Annotated in this window: 15 protein-coding genes; 4 read left to right on the top strand and 11 right to left on the bottom strand. The window is 64.8% G+C overall.

Translation table 11 applies throughout. The annotated features are described in order from the left end of the window. Positions 1-79: 79 nt before the first annotated feature. The 6 genes from ACE103_RS16675 to ACE103_RS16650 all read right to left on the bottom strand — a co-directional run bounded on the left by ACE103_RS16675 (position 80) and on the right by ACE103_RS16650 (position 5,850). Positions 80-1,237 (bottom strand): ABC transporter substrate-binding protein, encoded by a 1,158-nt coding sequence (locus ACE103_RS16675; protein ID WP_375780318.1) that lies wholly within the window; start codon positions 1,235-1,237, stop codon positions 80-82. A 57-nt stretch (positions 1,238-1,294) separates the two neighbouring features. Continuing rightward, positions 1,295-2,077, bottom strand: coding sequence for a cyclase family protein (locus ACE103_RS16670; protein WP_375780317.1), 783 nt, complete (start codon positions 2,075-2,077; stop codon positions 1,295-1,297). 34 nt (positions 2,078-2,111) lie between these two features. After that, positions 2,112-3,353 carry an SDR family NAD(P)-dependent oxidoreductase gene (locus ACE103_RS16665; RefSeq protein WP_375780316.1) on the bottom strand — a complete coding sequence of 414 codons (1,242 nt, stop codon included), beginning with the start codon at positions 3,351-3,353 and terminating at the stop codon, positions 2,112-2,114. After that, a complete protein-coding gene (locus ACE103_RS16660) occupies positions 3,350-4,528 on the bottom strand; it encodes a thiolase family protein (protein ID WP_375780315.1) in 1,179 nt (392 codons plus the stop codon). The genes ACE103_RS16665 and ACE103_RS16660 overlap by 4 nt, the downstream gene beginning before the upstream one ends. A 136-nt stretch (positions 4,529-4,664) precedes the next feature. Beyond that, a complete protein-coding gene (locus ACE103_RS16655) occupies positions 4,665-5,447 on the bottom strand; it encodes an aspartate/glutamate racemase family protein (protein ID WP_375780314.1) in 783 nt (260 codons plus the stop codon). An 82-nt stretch (positions 5,448-5,529) separates the two neighbouring features. Beyond that, positions 5,530-5,850 carry a hypothetical protein gene (locus tag ACE103_RS16650; protein ID WP_375780313.1) on the bottom strand — a complete coding sequence of 107 codons (321 nt, stop codon included), beginning with the start codon at positions 5,848-5,850 and terminating at the stop codon, positions 5,530-5,532. A gap of 224 nt (positions 5,851-6,074) precedes the next feature. Here ACE103_RS16650 and ACE103_RS16645 point away from each other — a divergent pair, with 224 nt between their 5' ends. From ACE103_RS16645 to ACE103_RS16630, 4 genes are read left to right on the top strand one after another with little or no spacing between them, the layout of a single operon-like run. After that, on the top strand, positions 6,075-7,226 hold the full coding sequence (locus ACE103_RS16645; RefSeq protein ID WP_375780312.1) for an ABC transporter substrate-binding protein: 1,152 nt from the start codon (positions 6,075-6,077) through the stop codon (positions 7,224-7,226). 43 nt (positions 7,227-7,269) lie between these two features. Continuing rightward, positions 7,270-8,313 carry a branched-chain amino acid ABC transporter permease gene (locus ACE103_RS16640; RefSeq protein ID WP_375780311.1) on the top strand — a complete coding sequence of 348 codons (1,044 nt, stop codon included), beginning with the start codon at positions 7,270-7,272 and terminating at the stop codon, positions 8,311-8,313. Further along, entirely contained in the window at positions 8,310-10,079 is a 1,770-nt protein-coding gene (locus ACE103_RS16635; RefSeq protein ID WP_375780310.1) for an ATP-binding cassette domain-containing protein, read from the top strand. The genes ACE103_RS16640 and ACE103_RS16635 overlap by 4 nt, the downstream gene beginning before the upstream one ends. Continuing rightward, complete coding sequence (locus ACE103_RS16630; RefSeq protein ID WP_375780309.1) at positions 10,076-10,789, top strand: ABC transporter ATP-binding protein; 714 nt, start codon at positions 10,076-10,078, stop codon at positions 10,787-10,789. Before ACE103_RS16635 ends, ACE103_RS16630 begins: the two co-directional genes overlap by 4 nt. 162 nt (positions 10,790-10,951) lie before the next feature. On the opposite strand, the gene ACE103_RS16625 is transcribed toward ACE103_RS16630, so the two are convergent. From ACE103_RS16625 to ACE103_RS16605, 5 genes are all read right to left on the bottom strand, one after another. Beyond that, the gene (locus ACE103_RS16625; protein ID WP_375780308.1) at positions 10,952-11,683 is read right to left on the bottom strand and encodes a hypothetical protein; all 732 of its coding nucleotides are present in this window, start codon (positions 11,681-11,683) and stop codon (positions 10,952-10,954) included. Further along, positions 11,680-12,111, bottom strand: a complete 432-nt coding sequence (locus ACE103_RS16620; protein WP_375780307.1) for an acyl-CoA thioesterase — start codon at positions 12,109-12,111, stop codon at positions 11,680-11,682. The genes ACE103_RS16625 and ACE103_RS16620 overlap by 4 nt, the downstream gene beginning before the upstream one ends. Beyond that, positions 12,111-13,019, bottom strand: a complete 909-nt coding sequence (locus ACE103_RS16615; RefSeq protein WP_375780306.1) for a fumarylacetoacetate hydrolase family protein — start codon at positions 13,017-13,019, stop codon at positions 12,111-12,113. Before ACE103_RS16615 ends, ACE103_RS16620 begins: the two co-directional genes overlap by 1 nt. 44 nt (positions 13,020-13,063) lie before the next feature. Then, a complete protein-coding gene (locus tag ACE103_RS16610) occupies positions 13,064-14,170 on the bottom strand; it encodes a cupin domain-containing protein (protein WP_375780305.1) in 1,107 nt (368 codons plus the stop codon). Positions 14,171-14,279: 109 nt separating this feature from the next. Next, positions 14,280-15,308 carry a carbon-nitrogen hydrolase family protein gene (locus ACE103_RS16605; RefSeq protein ID WP_375780304.1) on the bottom strand — a complete coding sequence of 343 codons (1,029 nt, stop codon included), beginning with the start codon at positions 15,306-15,308 and terminating at the stop codon, positions 14,280-14,282. Between the last annotated feature and the right edge of the window lie 81 nt (positions 15,309-15,389).

Here is a 15,389-nt window from a genome sequence, read left to right as displayed (position 1 = left end):
TCGGCATCGCAGCGCCCTGCTCCATCCTCTTGCCGATGTTCGCCTGCACATCGTGCTCCAGCGCAATCCCGCCGCTCGATCAGGGCAGCAGCTTGTACTTCCCGTCCTCGATCTGAACCAGGATCCGCGCGCGCGCATCGACGCCGTGCCGATCCGCTGGCGTGTAGGTGTAGACGCCCTGCGTCCCGGCCAGCTCCTTGGTGGTGAACAGCGCCTCGCGCAGCGCTACGCGGAATTCCGGCGAGCCCGGCTTGGCGCCGGTCGCCAGCGCGCGCTTGGCCGCATCGACGAACACCAGCCAGCCGTCGAACGAGTACGACGAGAACGAGTCGGTCGGCGTCTCGCCATTCGCCTTCTCGAAGGCCGCGCGGAACGCCAGCGCAACCTTCTGGGTCGGATTGCTGGCTGGAAGCTGCTCGGCCGCGGTCACCGGCCCGGTCGGGCAGATGATTCCGTTGGCGGCCTTGCCGGCGAGCCTAAGGAAATCGGCGCTGATGAGCCCGTGGTTGCCGTAGAGCGGTCCCTTGTAGCCACGCTCCGACAGGGCGATCACCGGCAGCGCGCCCGGCGTTCCCGTGCCGCCGAGCATGATGGCGTCGGGGTGGGCCGCCAGCGCGCGCAGCACCTGCGCGGTCACCGACGAATCCGACCTCGCGTATCGCTCGTTGGCGATGACCTTGATGTCGGCCGCCTTGGCGCTTTGCGACAGCGAATCGTACATGAGATCGCCGAAGGCATCCGAAAAGCCGATGAATGCAACGGTCTTCAGCCCTCGCGCTTTCATATGGTCGACGATGCCCTGAACGAGCAGCGGCGTCGGTTGCGGCGTCTGCACGACCCAAGGTCCGCCCTCGCCGGGCGGCACCGCCGCGATCGGCGACACCGCGATCATTGGAATCTTCATTTCGATCGCGGCCGTCGCCATTGCCAGCGTCTGCGGCGCGCCCGAGGTGCCGATCAGAATGTCGACCTTCTCCTGCTCGACGAGCTTGCGCGCATTGCGCGCCGATGCCGTCGGATCGGAAGCGTCGTCGAGTTGGATGACGCGGAGCTTCTCACCGCCGACTTCGCCGATATAGGCTTCACCGGCCGCCAGTCCCTTTGCGTTCGGGATCCCGATCGACGACACCGGCCCGCTGAGGCCGGTGACGAATCCGACCAGGATCTCCGCCTGCCCGACCAGCGGAACGGCAACAAGCAGCGCGGCCGAAGCCAGCAGCGTCTTCATCGAGATCATGGCACCTGTCCTTGTTGATTTGCGTTTCTTCTGTCGGGCAAGCGCCATCCGCTCGCTTCAGTTCGCCGAAACCAACGCGATCACGCGCAGCGGGCTACCGGAACCGTTCTGGATCTTCAACGGCGAAGCCACGATGACGGCGCCCGTGGCGGGAAGCTGATCGAGATTGCAAAGACACTGAAGGCCATACCGGCCGGCGCCGTGCAGGAAGTGATGCGCCGGATAAGGCGGCTCGAAATGGCCGGCCTGCCCCGCGTCGGTGCCGATCGTCTCGGTGCCGAAGCCGATGATGCCGCGCTGCTCCACCAGCCATTTCATGACAGCCGCGTTCGGGCCCGGCGTGTGTGCGCCGTCGTCCCTGAGGTTGGCGTAGTCGCGCCAGCCCTTCTTCGACCAATCGGTGCGCAGCAGAACCCAGTGCCGCTCGGGAATCCGCCCGTGCTTCGCCTCCCAGGCTTCGACCAGCGGAACGGTCAGCAGGAAATCCGGATCCTGCGCTGCGCCAGCCGAGCAGTCGATGACGCACGCCGGAGCGATCATGTCCTTGGCAGGCATGGTGTCGACGGAATTGTTCGGCAGATCCTTGCCGGTGAACCAGTGAATCGGCGCGTCGAAATGCGTGCCGGTGTGCTCGCCGAAAGTCACGTTGTTCCAGTACCAGGCCGGACCGCGACCGTCATATCGCGAAATCTCCTGGATCCGGACCGGAGCTGCCTGGCCAAATTCCGGCGGCAGCACGATGACCGGAAAATCCGGACTGAGCGTGAAGGTCAGATCGACGACGCGCACCGCGCCGGACGAGACCGCACCTGCGAGCTCCAGGAGATTCTTGCTTTGCATCGTCACGTCCTCCCGCTTGGTTGAAATCCTGATCTTATTTGTCGAGCTCGCGCTCGAGCGCCTTCGGATTGGCGGCGAGACGCTGCCTGATTTCCTCGGCGACGTCTCCGACATACATCTCCTCGAGCCCGCCTCTGAGCCCGGACACGATCGCCTGCGCAACAGCGCGCGGCGCGACCTTGGGGGGCGGCACGGTCTGGAACCACTCATTGTCGACCGGCCCCGTGAACAAGTTCAGCACCTTGACGCCGCCGGGCCGCAGTTCCGCGCGCAGACAATGCGACAGCGACAGGCAGGCGGCTTGCGATGCCGAGTAGGCACCGAAAGCGGGCCAATTCACCAGCGCATGGACGGACAGGATATTGACCCAGGCGGCACTGCTGTTGACGCCGTCCGCACCCCGCATCCGCATCGCCGGACCGAAGGCCTGCGCGAGGTTGATGAAGCCGAGATAGGCTTGGTCGATCTCGTCCCGCGCGATGCTCGTGCCCCTGCGGTCGAGCAGGCCGCCGGGCCGCACATATTCCGTGGTGTTGACGAGGATATCGACCTTGCCGCCGATGTCCGCCGCAAGATCGGTCACAGATTTCTCGTCGGACGCGTCGAGCGTCACGAGTTCGATCCCCTGCTGTCCGCGCAGCAATTGCTCGCCGGCAAACGGCCGCCACGGTTCGGCAACGCCGACGAACACCGTCTTCGCACCGGCGGCCTTCAGCGCTGCAACGGCTTCCTTGCCGATCAGGCTACGGCCGTTGGTCACGAGCACACGCCGGAATTTCGGATCAGCCGTCATTTCCCGCCACTGCCTGTCGTCTGCCATGTTGGGAGTCTCCTCCTCGGGTCGGGCAAAGGCCACGGCCTGACCGCTCTTGTCGAGTTGAAACGACATCAGGACGGGCGCGCCCTCGACGCAGTCGGCATGCAGATGCGCCACCATCGTCGGACCGCAGTCCATCTTGACGAGCCCAATGCGCCAGGGCGCCCGCTCGCGGAAATAGACGTCGCTCGGCACCCGCGCCGTCGTCTCGGCCAGCAGCGCGCCGCGGCGCGGCGCATCGACGAACGCGAGACCGGCCGACAGGCAGGCAGGGCACGCCTCGCGTGCCGGATAGGTGAAGGCGCCGCAGGCCTCGCAACGCTGCAGCATGAAGCGTCCTTCGGCGGCGGCGCGCGTGAACCCGTGCGATGTCCTGCTGCGCGCCCGCGGCGGCGACGCCGGAAGTCGCGTCCGCAGCAGCGGGTTCTTGCGTCGGGGTGGCTCGATCGGATCGATCATCGCGCGGGCCCTGCAAAGATCACGGCGCCCGAGGCCAGGCCGCGGTCATAGTTGATCATGCCGAAGCCCGAAGCCAGACCGAGCTTCGCATCCTTCACCTGCGTGGGACCGGCTTCTCCCAGGACTTGCCGCAATCCTTCGACGAGCCCGAGATAGGCGCCGGCGGCGCCGGCCTGCCCTGCCGAGAGCTGGCCGCCCGAAGTATTGTGCGGAAAGTCGCCGTCAACCGTCAGATCGTGCTGACGAACGAAGGCCGCGCCCTCGCCCTTGTTGCAGAAGCCGAGATCCTCGAACTGCATCATCGTGATGACCGGGTAATCATCGTAGGTCTGGACGATATCGAGATCATCAGGCCTTACGCCGGCCATCGCGTAGAGTTCGCCGACATCCATTGCCCAGCCGCCGCGCACCTGCATCGGATCGTCGGCGAAGGCGTTGTGCCGCTCGATCGTCGACAGCAATCGCGCCGCCGGCAGGCCAAGCCAAGCCGCCGTCTCGTCCCGCATCACAAGGAAGGCCTCGGCACCGGCGCAGGGCATGACGCAATCGAACAGGTGAATGGGGTCGGAAATGGGACGGGCCGCCAGATACTGCTCGATCGTCAGCGGCGTCTTCATCAGCGCATGCGGATTGCGTAGCGCATTGGCGCGCTGGGCGACCGCGATCCTGCCGACGTCCTCGCGCGTGACGCCATAGGTCCGCATGTAGTTGCGCGCGATCAGCGCGAAGCTCGCATTGGCGCCGCCTGCGCCATAAGGATAGACCGCGTCCTGGTTGAAGCGCGAGAAATTCTCGAGCGTCAGGCGGAAGGAATCGACGTGGTTGGTATCGCCGGCCACGCAAGCGACGATATCGGCATCGTGCGCCTGCACCGCGCGCGCCGCCTTGCGCAAGGCCGCGATGGCGCTGGCGCCGCCGAGCGGGATGGTGTCCAGCCATCTGACGCACAGCCCGAAATGCTGCGTCAGTCCGATCCCGCTGTCGGTCCCCATGGTGAAGCTGGAGACGCACAGACCGTCGATATCGGAAGCCTTGATACCGGCCCGCGCGACCAGCGCGCTCAACGCGCGGCCGATCCACCATTGCGCACTCTCGATGGAATAGCGCGCATAGGGGATCGTGACGGGAGCCGCCATCACGATGCCCTCATACGGTGTGCGCAACGAATTCTTCACCAGCCGCCTGCCTTGCCTGCCCGTCTCAAATCATTTCCAGCTTCACATTGATACTGCCACGAGTCGTATTCGAACAGGGGCACCTTCTCGCGTCTCGTCACGTCTGGCTCTCCAGAGCTGGTCGGCTGTTCGGGCGCTAACGCTTGTTGCGTGCGAGCATCGCCCGGAAATCGTCACGTGCCTGTGCACTGGCTCGCTTGAAGCTCGGCCCGCGGCTCGGCTCGGTGCCGTTGAGCTGCCTCAACTGCACCCACATCTCGGCACTCTTCAACGCCACCGCAGCGCAGTTCACGACCGGCGCGTGCCCGACTCTCAGGCCGTGCTCGCGCCCGATCAAGAGGCCCGGCAGCACACCGGCGGGGATCACCACGTCGGCGCCGCGCTCCACCAGCGGCAGGGCGCACGCCATGAAATCCTCGATCATCCGCGCGTGCGCCGCCTGATCGCCGGCGAATGCGCTAGCGAAATCCTCCGGCTTGCAACCGAGGCCGGTCACGTGGACGACGCGATCACCGAGGCCGTAACGATCAGCCTGCTCGTAGTGCCAGACCTCGAAGACGGGATCGAGCGTCACGAGGCCGAGGCGCCGGCCGAGTTGCGAGGCCGCAAGCAGCGTCGCCTCGCCGGTCCCGATCACCGGAATGTCGAGCGTCGCGCGGAGTTCGTAGAGACCGGGATCCTGGAAGTGGCCCATCACGAAGGCGTCGAAGCCGCTCTCCTCGGCCGCGATGCCGTTGTCGATCGCCTGAACCGCGCAGCGCAATTCGGCAAGCCGGCCGAACTCCCGATCCGGCGGCGAAATGCCCTCGACCTGAACCGTCGTGCCGGGCGCGGCGATCGTGTTGAGATACTCCGACAGCCGCGCCATATAGGGCGCGTTCACGCTCGCATCGACGAAACTCTGCCAGAAGATGCGCATCGCCCTTCTCCTCAAACGGTGACGGGAGCATCGGCCGTCGGCCTGCCGACGGAGATATTTCAACCATAAACTAATTGACCCGTCAAATGCGCGCGATGGAGCCCACGAAGGGGGCCTCGCCATCAAGACGAGAAGACCCATTTTTGGGAACGAAGAGATGATAGAATTGGCGCACTCTGACAGAATTGTATGCAGCAACATTTTTTTCTGACAGCCCCGTGACATGTGTTGACGACGCCACGGAGAATACTTTAGGCTTTAAGTAATCGACCATCGGCCACTGCCGGTGGCCATGACGATGATGTTGCAGGGCACCGATTTTGAGAAGCTCAATCGCGTGGACTAGCGTCGGGCCTGAATGGCCGGCAGCAGCATCGCCGGTCGCGCATCGCGGCTGGGGCATTCGCCTTCCTTCGTTTCGACAGATGCATGCCGGTTGCCGCAGGCTCGCCTGCTCTTCGAGCGGCACACCTCGCCATGGCCGCTGACGCCCCGGTCCAGCGAACTTCCCTCTCGCCGCGCCCGGCGTCTGGCGCTGCAGCAATGCCTTCAACCGGTTCGTGCACAGCGCGGGCTCCTGCCCGGCTGCCCGACATTCGTACCCAGCATCAACGGAGGACAACGCAAATGCGGCAGAAGACCCTGGGCTTACTCGCACTTGTCGCCGGCGTCTTCGCAGCACCGGCTGCGCAAGCCGACATCACGATCGGCTTTGTCACCTCGCTGAGCGGCAACGGCGCGTCGATTGGCATCCCCTATGGCCGCGGCATCAATGCCGCCTATGAATACAAGAAGACGATCAACGGCGAGACCATCCGCCTGATCCAGCTCGACGACAGTTCCGATCCGTCGGCTGCGACGCGCAACGCGCGCAAGCTCGTCGAGGAAGAGAAAGTCGACCTCCTGATCGGCACCGCGACGACCCCCTCGACCATCGCCATGGCGGCCGTCGCCAGCGAATTGAAGGTGCCGATGATCTCGATCTCACCGGTCGGCAAGCTTCCGGACTCGCCGGAGCAATGGGTCGTCGCAGTGCCGCAGCCGGCTTCGCTCCTCGTCAAGATCGTCGCCGACCGGATGAAGCGCGATGGCATGAAGAACATCGGCTATATCGGTTTCTCCGATGCGTGGGGCGACCTCGTCTACAACGGCGCCAAGGCCGCCGAGCCCACTGACGACATCAAGGTGCAGACCAACGAGCGTTATGCCCGCACCGATACCTCGGTGACCGCACAGATCCTCAAGGTGATGGCTGCACGTCCCGACGCGGTGCTGATCGGCGGCTCCGGCACGCAAGGCGCGTTGCCTCTGATCACGCTCTCCGAACGCGGCTTCAAGGGCAATACCTACGGCACCGTGGCGCTGGTCAATCCGGACTTCGTCACGGTCGGCGGCAAGGCCGCCGAGGGCATTCAGGTCTCCGCCGGCCCCGTGATCGTGGCCGAGCAGCTTCCGGACGATCACTTCGCCAAGAAGATCGCGCTCGATTTCCGCGCGGTCTACCAGAAGACCCACAACATTCCGACCACCGACGGATTCTCCGCCTACTCCTTCGATGCCTGGCTGATCTTTGCCAACGCCGCCGAGCGGGCGCTCAAGACCGCAAAGCCCGGGACGACGGGATTCCGCACCGCACTGCGCGACGCGATCCTCAGCACCAAGGAACTGCCCGGCGTGCATGCCGTCTACAACTTCAAGCCCGGTGCGGTGACCGGCGTCGACGAGCGCTCGCTGGTGGTGGTCCGCCTGACCGGCGGTGTCTGGAAGTACGCGCCGTAAGCAGGAAGTTGGCCGGCGATCAGAACGGGGGAACGGCGTCTCAATGACGAGCGATATCGCGGCCATCCTTGGGATCGACGGGATCGCCACCGGCGCGGTCTACGCGCTGGTGGCGATCGGAACCGTGCTCATCTTCACGGTGACGCGGGTCATCTTCATTCCGTTCGGCGACATCGCCGCCTTTACCGCGCTGACGCTTGCGGCGCTCGATGCCAAGCGCTTTCCCGGAACCGGCGCGCTGGTCGTGGTGCTGGCGTGCCTTGCGACGCTGTTCGAGATCATCTCGCTCATTCGCAATGGCGACACTCGCCTGCTGCCACGTGCGCTTCTGTTCTATCTCGCCCTTCCACTCACAGTGGTCGGCATCGCCTGGCTCGCCCTGCGCATGGACCCGCCGCTCGCGGTCCGCCTCGTGCTCGCGCTGATGCTGATCACTCCGATCGCCCCTCTGCTCGACCGGATCGTCTTCCGCCCGATCGCCGATGGCACAGTGCTGCTGCTGCTGACGGTTTCCGTGGCGCTGCATTTCGCACTGGTCGGCCTTGGCCTGCTGTTCTTCGGCCCCGAAGGTGTGCGGACTGAACCACTGACGTCGTTCACAACAGAGTTCGCCGGCGTCCTGATCTCGGGCCAGACCATGCTGATCGTGATCGCCGCGTTGGTCTTCAGCGGACTTCTCTATCTGTTCTTCGACTTCACGATGGTCGGCAAATCGCTCCGCGCCACCGCGGTGAACCGGACCGGCTCGCGGCTGATGGGGATCCGGCCGGCACGCGCCGGCACCATCGCCTACCTGCTGGGCTCACTGATGGCCGGCGTATCCGGCATCCTGATCGCGCCGGTGAACACCGTGTTCTACGATTCCGGCTTCCTGATCGGCCTCAAGGCGTTCGTCGGCGCCATCGTCGGCGGCATGACCAGCTATCCCGGTGCGGCGATCGGCGCGGTCGGGGTCGGCATCCTCGAAAGCTTCGCGTCGTTCCAGAGCAGTGCGTTGAAGGACGTCATCGTGTTCTCGCTGCTGATCCCGGTTCTGATCTGGCGATCCCTCGCCTCGCCGCATTCCGAGGAGGAGATCGAGGAATGACGCGCCTTCATGTGCAGCTCGCAGCAGTAGCGGCACTGGCGTGCCTCGCGCTCGCGCCCCTCGTGCTGAGCCCGTTCAGCGTCACGCTGATGAACTATATCGGCATCTATTCGCTGGTCGCCATCGGCCTCGCGCTCCTCACCGGCGTCGGCGGCATCGTGTCGTTCGGACAGGCCGCGTTCGTCGGCATCGCCGCCTATGCGACGGCGTGGGTCTCTGCCCTGAACGGGCAATCGCCCTGGCTCGGCCTGTTGTTCGGAGTCGCGCTGACCTGCGGCGTCGCGGCCATTCTCGGCGTCGTCACCTTGCGCCTGCAGGGCCATTTCCTCTCGCTCTCGACCGTCGCCTGGGGCCTTGCGATCGGCTTCCTGTTCGGCAATGTCGAGGGGCTCGGCCGCTTCAACGGCATCTCATCGATACCACCGATCCATGTTGGCTCGTTCGCGCTCGTCTCCAGCGCACAGATCTATTATCTGATCTGGGGCATCGTCGCCCTGGTGCTCCTGCTCGGCTACAATCTACTGGACTCGCGGCTCGGCCGCGCCATGCGCGCGCTGCGCGGCGGCAATACGCTGGTCGAGAGCCTCGGCATCAACGCCTTCCGGATCAAGCTCGTGACCTTCGTGATCGCGGCGTTCCTGGCCTCGCTCTCCGGATGGCTTTACGCGCATATGAGCCGCTTCATCAGCCCGGGTCCGTTCGATGCCAGCATGGGCATCGAGTACCTGATGATGACGATGGTCGGTGGCGCGGGCAGCCTGCTCGGCGGTGTCGTCGGCGCCGCCATCGTGACCCTGCTCAAGAACAGCGTGCAGGATTATCTGCCGCTGATCGCCAAGGGCGCATCCGGGCAACTCGAGATCGTCGCCTTCTCCGCGCTGTTCATCCTGTTCCTGCAATGGGCACGGCAGGGCATCGTCCCTTCCATTGCGCGCTATCTGCCGAAGATCAGGCGTGAGCGGCCGCAGCCGGCGCCGCCGCTGCCGCGCCGGCCGCAGCCGACGCCGGGCGAACTGCTGCTGAAGGTTGACGGTGCCGAGCGCCGGTTCGGCGGCCTCGTCGCGGTCAACAATGTCAGCTTCGAGGTGAGGTCTGGCGAGATACTTGCGGTCATCGGTCCGAACGGCGCCGGCAAGAGCACGATGTTCAACTGCCTGACCGGCGGGCTGCGGGTCAACAAGGGCGAGATCGTCTTTGCGGGACGCCTGATCACGCGCGATCCGCAATCCCGCATCGCCAAGGCCGGCGTCGCCAGGACCTTCCAGCATGTGAAGCTGCGGCCGCGCATGAGCCTGCTGGAGAACGTCATGCTCGGCACTTACAGCCGAACCCGCACCGGCCTGTTGGCCGGCGCCTTTCGCCTCAATCAGCGCGAGGAAGCCAGCGCCCGGCACGAGGCGCTGATGCAGCTCGAGCGCGTCGGGCTCGGCGACAAGCCGTTCGAGCTCGCCGGCAATCTTCCGCTCGGCAACCAGCGCATCCTGGAGATCGCGCGCGCGCTCGCCGCGGATCCCGCCCTCCTGGTGCTGGACGAGCCGGCGGCGGGCCTGCGCCGCCAGGAAAAGCTGAGACTGGCGGAGCTGCTCCGCGCGCTGCGGGCGGATCACCTGACCATCCTCATCGTCGAGCACGACATGGAGTTCGTGATGTCGTTGGTCGACCGCATCGTGGTGCTCGATTTCGGCTCCAAGCTTTGCGAGGGCGTGCCGAGCGCGATCCGCAGCGATGAGCGGGTGCAAGAGGCCTATCTCGGAGGCGTCGCGTGAGCGAGATGTTCTCCATGACCGACGTGACCGTCTGCTACGACAACGTCGAGGCCGTGCGTAACGTCTCGCTGTCGGTCGCCGAGGGCCAGATCGTCACCGTCATCGGCCCGAACGGGGCCGGCAAGACCACGCTGCTGATGGCCGCCATCGGGCTGCTCGGATCGCGTGGCCGCATGGCATTCCGCGGCAACGATCTCCGTAAGATGTCGGTCGAGGATCGCATCGAGCGCAGGCTCTGCCTGGTGCCGGAGAAGCGCGAGCTGTTCTCCGACATGCCGGTCGCCGATAACCTTCTGCTCGGCTCCTACAGCCTGCGCGACCGCTCCGGTGTCCGAAAGACGCTGGACGAGGTCTATGATCGCTTTCCCCGGCTGAGGGAACGGCAACGTCAGGCCGCAGGCACGCTGTCCGGCGGCGAGCGCCAGATGCTGGCGCTGGGGCGCGCGCTGATGGCCAAGCCCGCGCTCCTGATGCTCGACGAGCCCAGCCTCGGCCTTGCGCCGCTGATCGTGCGCGAGATCTTTCGCACCATCGCGTCGTTGCGCGACCTCGGCGTGTCGATCCTGCTCGTCGAGCAGAACGCCCGTGCCGCGCTCGAGACCGCCGATTATGGTTACGTGCTGGAGACCGGCGAGATCGTGCAGTCCGGCCCTGCCAAGGATCTGATCCACGATCCCAGGCTGATCACGGCCTATCTCGGCGGGCATTGAGCTTGGCGCGGTCCCGGCGAGCCGTATACCAAAAACATCGAAAACAACCCCATGCACAGTAGCCGGCCATAACAATATCAATGGCTTGTCGGCCGGGTGCAGCGCCTACTGATTTTCAGAATTAGTACTTGCGCCGTCGGGCAACTCAGCGGCACAACGCCATCATCGCGGCGTGCCGCCCTCGCCCAACTCTTTGCCTGGCACAGTCCTCGTCAGCATCGGATAATGCTTGTTGCCGCCAGCGAACGGCGGAAACCGGACGAAGTCCGCGCGCATGCGCTTGATCACGTCGGAGCTCAGCGCGCGCGCAAGGGCTTGCGGGCTGTCGAACATCAGCCTGTTGCGCTGCATGTACTCGACCCGCTGCGACGGTAGCCGGTCGACCCAATCGATGCGCGTGTAGATCTCGATCTGGCGGACCTCAGGGAAGGTCCGCATGATCGAGGGATGATGCTCCAGATAATGCAAATTCCAGGCATTCATGTCGTCGGCCGGCCCGGGATAATGCACGAGGTAGCTGCACGGCGTGACCGTACCGCTCGCATGCGTGGCGTCGTCGACCGGAAAGGCACGCGTCACCATCGCCTGATGCGTCACGTCCAATCCGGCAAGGCTCGGCAGTCCGCGACCCGCCGCAAGACCCGCGAGCACACCACCGCGGTCCATCGCGGCCTCGCACGCAAACAGGTCCGGAAAACGCAGTTGGAGCGCAAATACGGGCCCGGACCCGTCCGCCTTGTAGGGATGATCGACCGATTGCTCCAGCGGCGTGAACAGCAGGCCCTCGGCCATCCCCGGAGTAGACCCCATGAGGGCAGCCGCAGCAGCAAGATCGTCCGCGTGAATTCGCCGCTCGCCTTTCGGATCGGAGAACGTCATGAACAGCGAGATCATGATGCAGCCCTCTCCTCGCCAGCTTGCAGGTGCGACATGAGAGCCGCACGGACGTCATCGGGCCAGGGAATGGCGTGATGATCGACCAACGACGTCGCGGCGAGGATCTGCCGCGCCCGCCAGCGCTCGCCATCTGCGCCCGTCACGACGTGCGCCAGATGGAGCGAGGCGCGGCCGACCTTGACGATGCAGAGGCCAAACGTCAGACGATCGCCGAACTTCGACGGCCGCAAAAAGTCGCAAGCCAGATGCACGGTCGGGGTCCCGATCCTGCGGATCGTGATCAGCTCCGGCCAGGGAAACCCGATCGTCGCCCAGAACTCCTCGACTACGCCGTTGAGGATATTCAGGTAGGACGGGAAATAGGCAATCCCCGATGGATCGCAGTCCCCGAACCTCAGCTCGCGATCGAACGAGAACGAGGTCATCAGACCGCAACGACGGGGTGCCGGATGACGCCGACGCCGTCGATGCCAGCCTCGACCACATCGCCGGGCCACAGCCATTCCTGCGGGCTCATGCCGGCGCCGACGCCTTCAGGCGTTCCGGTCGCGATGATATCGCCCGGCTCGAGCGTCATGCCGGACGAGATATCGGCGATCAGGGCGGGGATATCGAAGATCATGTATTTGGTGTTGGAGTCCTGCTTGATGACGCCGTTCTTGGTCAGCCAAAGCCTGAGGTCATGCGGATCGGGAATCTCATCGGCGGTCACGATGCAGGGGCCGAACGGCGCGTAGGTGTCCATGCCCTTGGAGAAGATCCACTGCCCTGCGCGGCGATTGTCGCGCGCCGAAATGTCGATCATCACGGAATAGCCGAACACATGATCCATCGCCTTCTCGACCGGGATGCGCGTCGCGGTCTTGCCGATGATGACGGCGAGCTCAACCTCCCAGTCGAGCTGCCGGGTGATGCGGGCATTGTGCTGGATCGCGGCTCCCGGCCCGATCACGGCGGTCGGCGGCTTGGAGAACACAACCGGCTGCTTTGGCAGATCCTTGTCGGTGTCGAGGCTCTTGGCGGACTCCACCACATGAGCACGGTAGTTCAGCCCGATCCCGAAGATGTTCTTCCGCGGGCGCGGGATCGGCGCTTGCAGCCTAACGTCCTCGAGCGGAACGGCGGCGCCGACCGGCAGCGCCCCGTTGGCGCTGTCCAGACATTCCTTCAACGCCGGCAGCAAGGTGACGGCGTTATCGATTAACGAGAGCATATCGCCCGGCCAGACCAGACCGCGTGACGCACCGAGGCGCTCGACATCGACAACCAAACCGTTGACGACAACCCCAAGCCGGGCGCCGCTGGAGCCCAAAGTGTAGGTGACTAGACGCATGAGAGCCTGATCCGATTATTCGGGTTGAATTCTGCGGGGAAACGTCAGGCCGCGACCGACTGGTGGCCGGCATTGTCGCCATAGGCCTCTTCCCGGTAGAGGCCGAGCCCCTCGATGACGGGCAGATCGTTGAAGCAGAACAGGCAGGCGTCCTCGCTCGCCGAAGCGTTGCCGTGCTCATGCCAGGCCCAGGAGGGAACGCAGAAAATATCGCGCTCCCGCCACTCGAAGCGCTTGCCGCCGATCACGGAGTAGCCGTTTCCTTTGGCGACCTGGTAGACGAAGCTTCCGGTGTGGCGGTGCGACCTGGTCTTCTCGCCTGGCCGCAGCAACTGCATGCTCGCGCCGATGGTCTGCATCACATGTCCGCCGGTGATCGGATTGACGTAGTTCATGAGGATGCCGTCATAGGGCGATCCGTCGGTGGCGGCGGCATACTTCCGCAACGACTCGTAAGTCGGCTCCCACTCATATTTGAACATCGGCGAATAGCCGTTCGACCATCGCGAGCCCGCCGGCCGAAGGCCCGGATTGCCCCAGGTCTTGGTCATGTCGTCGACGGGATAACCCGACTCTTCCTGCTGGATCTTCGGGTGCACGACGAAGAAATTGGCTTCCAGCGCGTTGACGAGCGGAATGTCGAGCCCATCCTGCCAGATGCAGACCGAGCCGTTTTCCTCGACGCCATGCTCGTGCCAGGTGCCGTTCGGCGTCAGCACGAAATCCCGCGCGCCGAGTGTCATCTTGTGGCCATCGACGATGGTGTAGGCGCCCTCGCCTTCCATGATGAAGCGCAGCGCGGAGGCCGAATGCGCGTGGGCCGACGCCACTTCGCCCGGATGCATCACCTGCAAGCCCGAATAGAGCCAACCGACCGCGGCCGACACGTCGCGGCGGCCGGGATTGTTGAGATAGATCACCCGCCGTCCCGCCTTCTCCGGCGAGACCAGCTCCACCGAGCGCAACACGTGCTCACGCAGATCGCTGTAGCGCCAGAGAACGGGAACGGACGCCGACTGCGGCTGCCACGGCTCGATCTTGTTGGCGACCGTCCACAACGCGGCCGCCTCGAACTTCTCGAGGTCCCTGTAGTAGGCCTTGAGTTCCGGGGTATCCTCGACATTGGCCCGGCCGATGACGTTCTCGCTCATCCTGTCCTCCAAGTCTTTTCTCATGACGTCCTGTCGCCACATCCATGACTATCGTCCCGGCGTTCGCCAGGACGACGGCGAGGAGGCGTCGTCGGATCGACACGTCCCATCATTCCGTCCTGCCTGGAATTGAGACGAAGTTCGCCTGCTCCGCGGCATCGGCCGCCAGACGTTCGCCTTCCGCGAGGCCGAGCGGTGTTTGCGGACGGCGATTGACCCGCAGATCGAAGATGTCGAACCGGTTATAGTGCCCGACGATGTCGTGCATCTGCTTCGGCTGGATGCAGCGCTCGAGGTCGATATCGGCATAGACGATGCCTTCATCGTCGATCAGCGGCTCGCCGACCAGACGGCCGTCCGGCCCGATCACGCCTGAGAATGCGCTCGACTTGCGCTGCAGGCGCGCCCGCGCATCGGGGACGACAGTCTCCATCGCCGCAATGATCTCCTCCGAGACGGTCGAGCAGGAAACGATCGTGAAGATCTTTCCTTCGAAGGAATGGGCAATGGCGCGCAGCTTGATCGCCTCCGCCATGTCGTAGTCCGGCGGCGCGACAGGCAGCGAGATGTAGCTTGCGACGTGAACCAGCTCGCCCTGCCCAAGCAGCGCAAAGCGCGCGAGCGTGTTGGTGTTCTCACCGCAGGCGAGCCCGCCGAGGCGCCCGATCTCGGTGTCATAGACACGCAGGCTCGACCCGTCGCCGCCGGTCCAGGTCAGCTTCTCTGCCCAGGTCGGCACCAGCTTGCGGTGCTTGCCGAGCAGCGTTCCGTCCGGGCCGATGAAGACCAGCGTGTTGTAGATTGCGCCAAGCGACACCGGGCTGCGCTCGTTCACGCCGAGTACGACGTAGCACCCGGCATCGCGCGCGGCCTTGCGGACGACGTCGACCTCGGGACCCGGCACCAGCACCGACGCCTTGACGAGCTTCTCGAACCAGGCGCTTCCGGTGACGGGATCGGTGATCCAGTTCCAATAGGGATAGCCGGGCACGAACACTTCGGGGAATGCGACCAGCCGCGCGCCGTTCGCCGCCGCCTCACGCACCAGTGAGGCGGCCTTGTCGGCGGTCGCACTGGCGTTGAGATAGACAGGTGAAGCCTGGACGGCGGCGGCTCGAAAGCGCGGCAGCTTCAGCATTGGCCCTACCCTGTCGCCGGCTCATAATCGGGGCGCAGCGTTTGACTTACTTTACATGTAAACGTATGCTATCGCATATTT

The organism is Bradyrhizobium sp. ma5, assembly GCF_042258955.1.
Classification (GTDB): Bacteria; Pseudomonadota; Alphaproteobacteria; order Rhizobiales; family Xanthobacteraceae; genus Bradyrhizobium.
Note: the sequence above shows the minus strand (reverse complement) of the source record. Positions and strands in the feature narration are given on the sequence as shown.

Bases quoted from the DNA above. Each gene is read 5' to 3' on its own strand.
- ACE103_RS16675 (WP_375780318.1), bottom strand. From the start codon at position 1,237: ATGATCTCGATGAAGACGCTGCTGGCTTCGGCCGCGCTGCTTGTTGCC.
- ACE103_RS16670 (WP_375780317.1), bottom strand. From the start codon at position 2,077: ATGCAAAGCAAGAATCTCCTGGAGCTCGCAGGTGCGGTCTCGTCCGGC.
- ACE103_RS16665 (WP_375780316.1), bottom strand. From the start codon at position 3,353: ATGATCGATCCGATCGAGCCACCCCGACGCAAGAACCCGCTGCTGCGG.
- ACE103_RS16655 (WP_375780314.1), bottom strand. From the start codon at position 5,447: ATGCGCATCTTCTGGCAGAGTTTCGTCGATGCGAGCGTGAACGCGCCC.
- ACE103_RS16650 (WP_375780313.1), bottom strand. From the start codon at position 5,850: ATGCCCCAGCCGCGATGCGCGACCGGCGATGCTGCTGCCGGCCATTCA.
- ACE103_RS16645 (WP_375780312.1), top strand. From the start codon at position 6,075: ATGCGGCAGAAGACCCTGGGCTTACTCGCACTTGTCGCCGGCGTCTTC.
- ACE103_RS16640 (WP_375780311.1), top strand. From the start codon at position 7,270: ATGACGAGCGATATCGCGGCCATCCTTGGGATCGACGGGATCGCCACC.
- ACE103_RS16635 (WP_375780310.1), top strand. From the start codon at position 8,310: ATGACGCGCCTTCATGTGCAGCTCGCAGCAGTAGCGGCACTGGCGTGC.
- ACE103_RS16625 (WP_375780308.1), bottom strand. From the start codon at position 11,683: ATGATCTCGCTGTTCATGACGTTCTCCGATCCGAAAGGCGAGCGGCGA.
- ACE103_RS16620 (WP_375780307.1), bottom strand. From the start codon at position 12,111: ATGACCTCGTTCTCGTTCGATCGCGAGCTGAGGTTCGGGGACTGCGAT.
- ACE103_RS16615 (WP_375780306.1), bottom strand. From the start codon at position 13,019: ATGCGTCTAGTCACCTACACTTTGGGCTCCAGCGGCGCCCGGCTTGGG.
- ACE103_RS16610 (WP_375780305.1), bottom strand. From the start codon at position 14,170: ATGAGCGAGAACGTCATCGGCCGGGCCAATGTCGAGGATACCCCGGAA.
- ACE103_RS16605 (WP_375780304.1), bottom strand. From the start codon at position 15,308: ATGCTGAAGCTGCCGCGCTTTCGAGCCGCCGCCGTCCAGGCTTCACCT.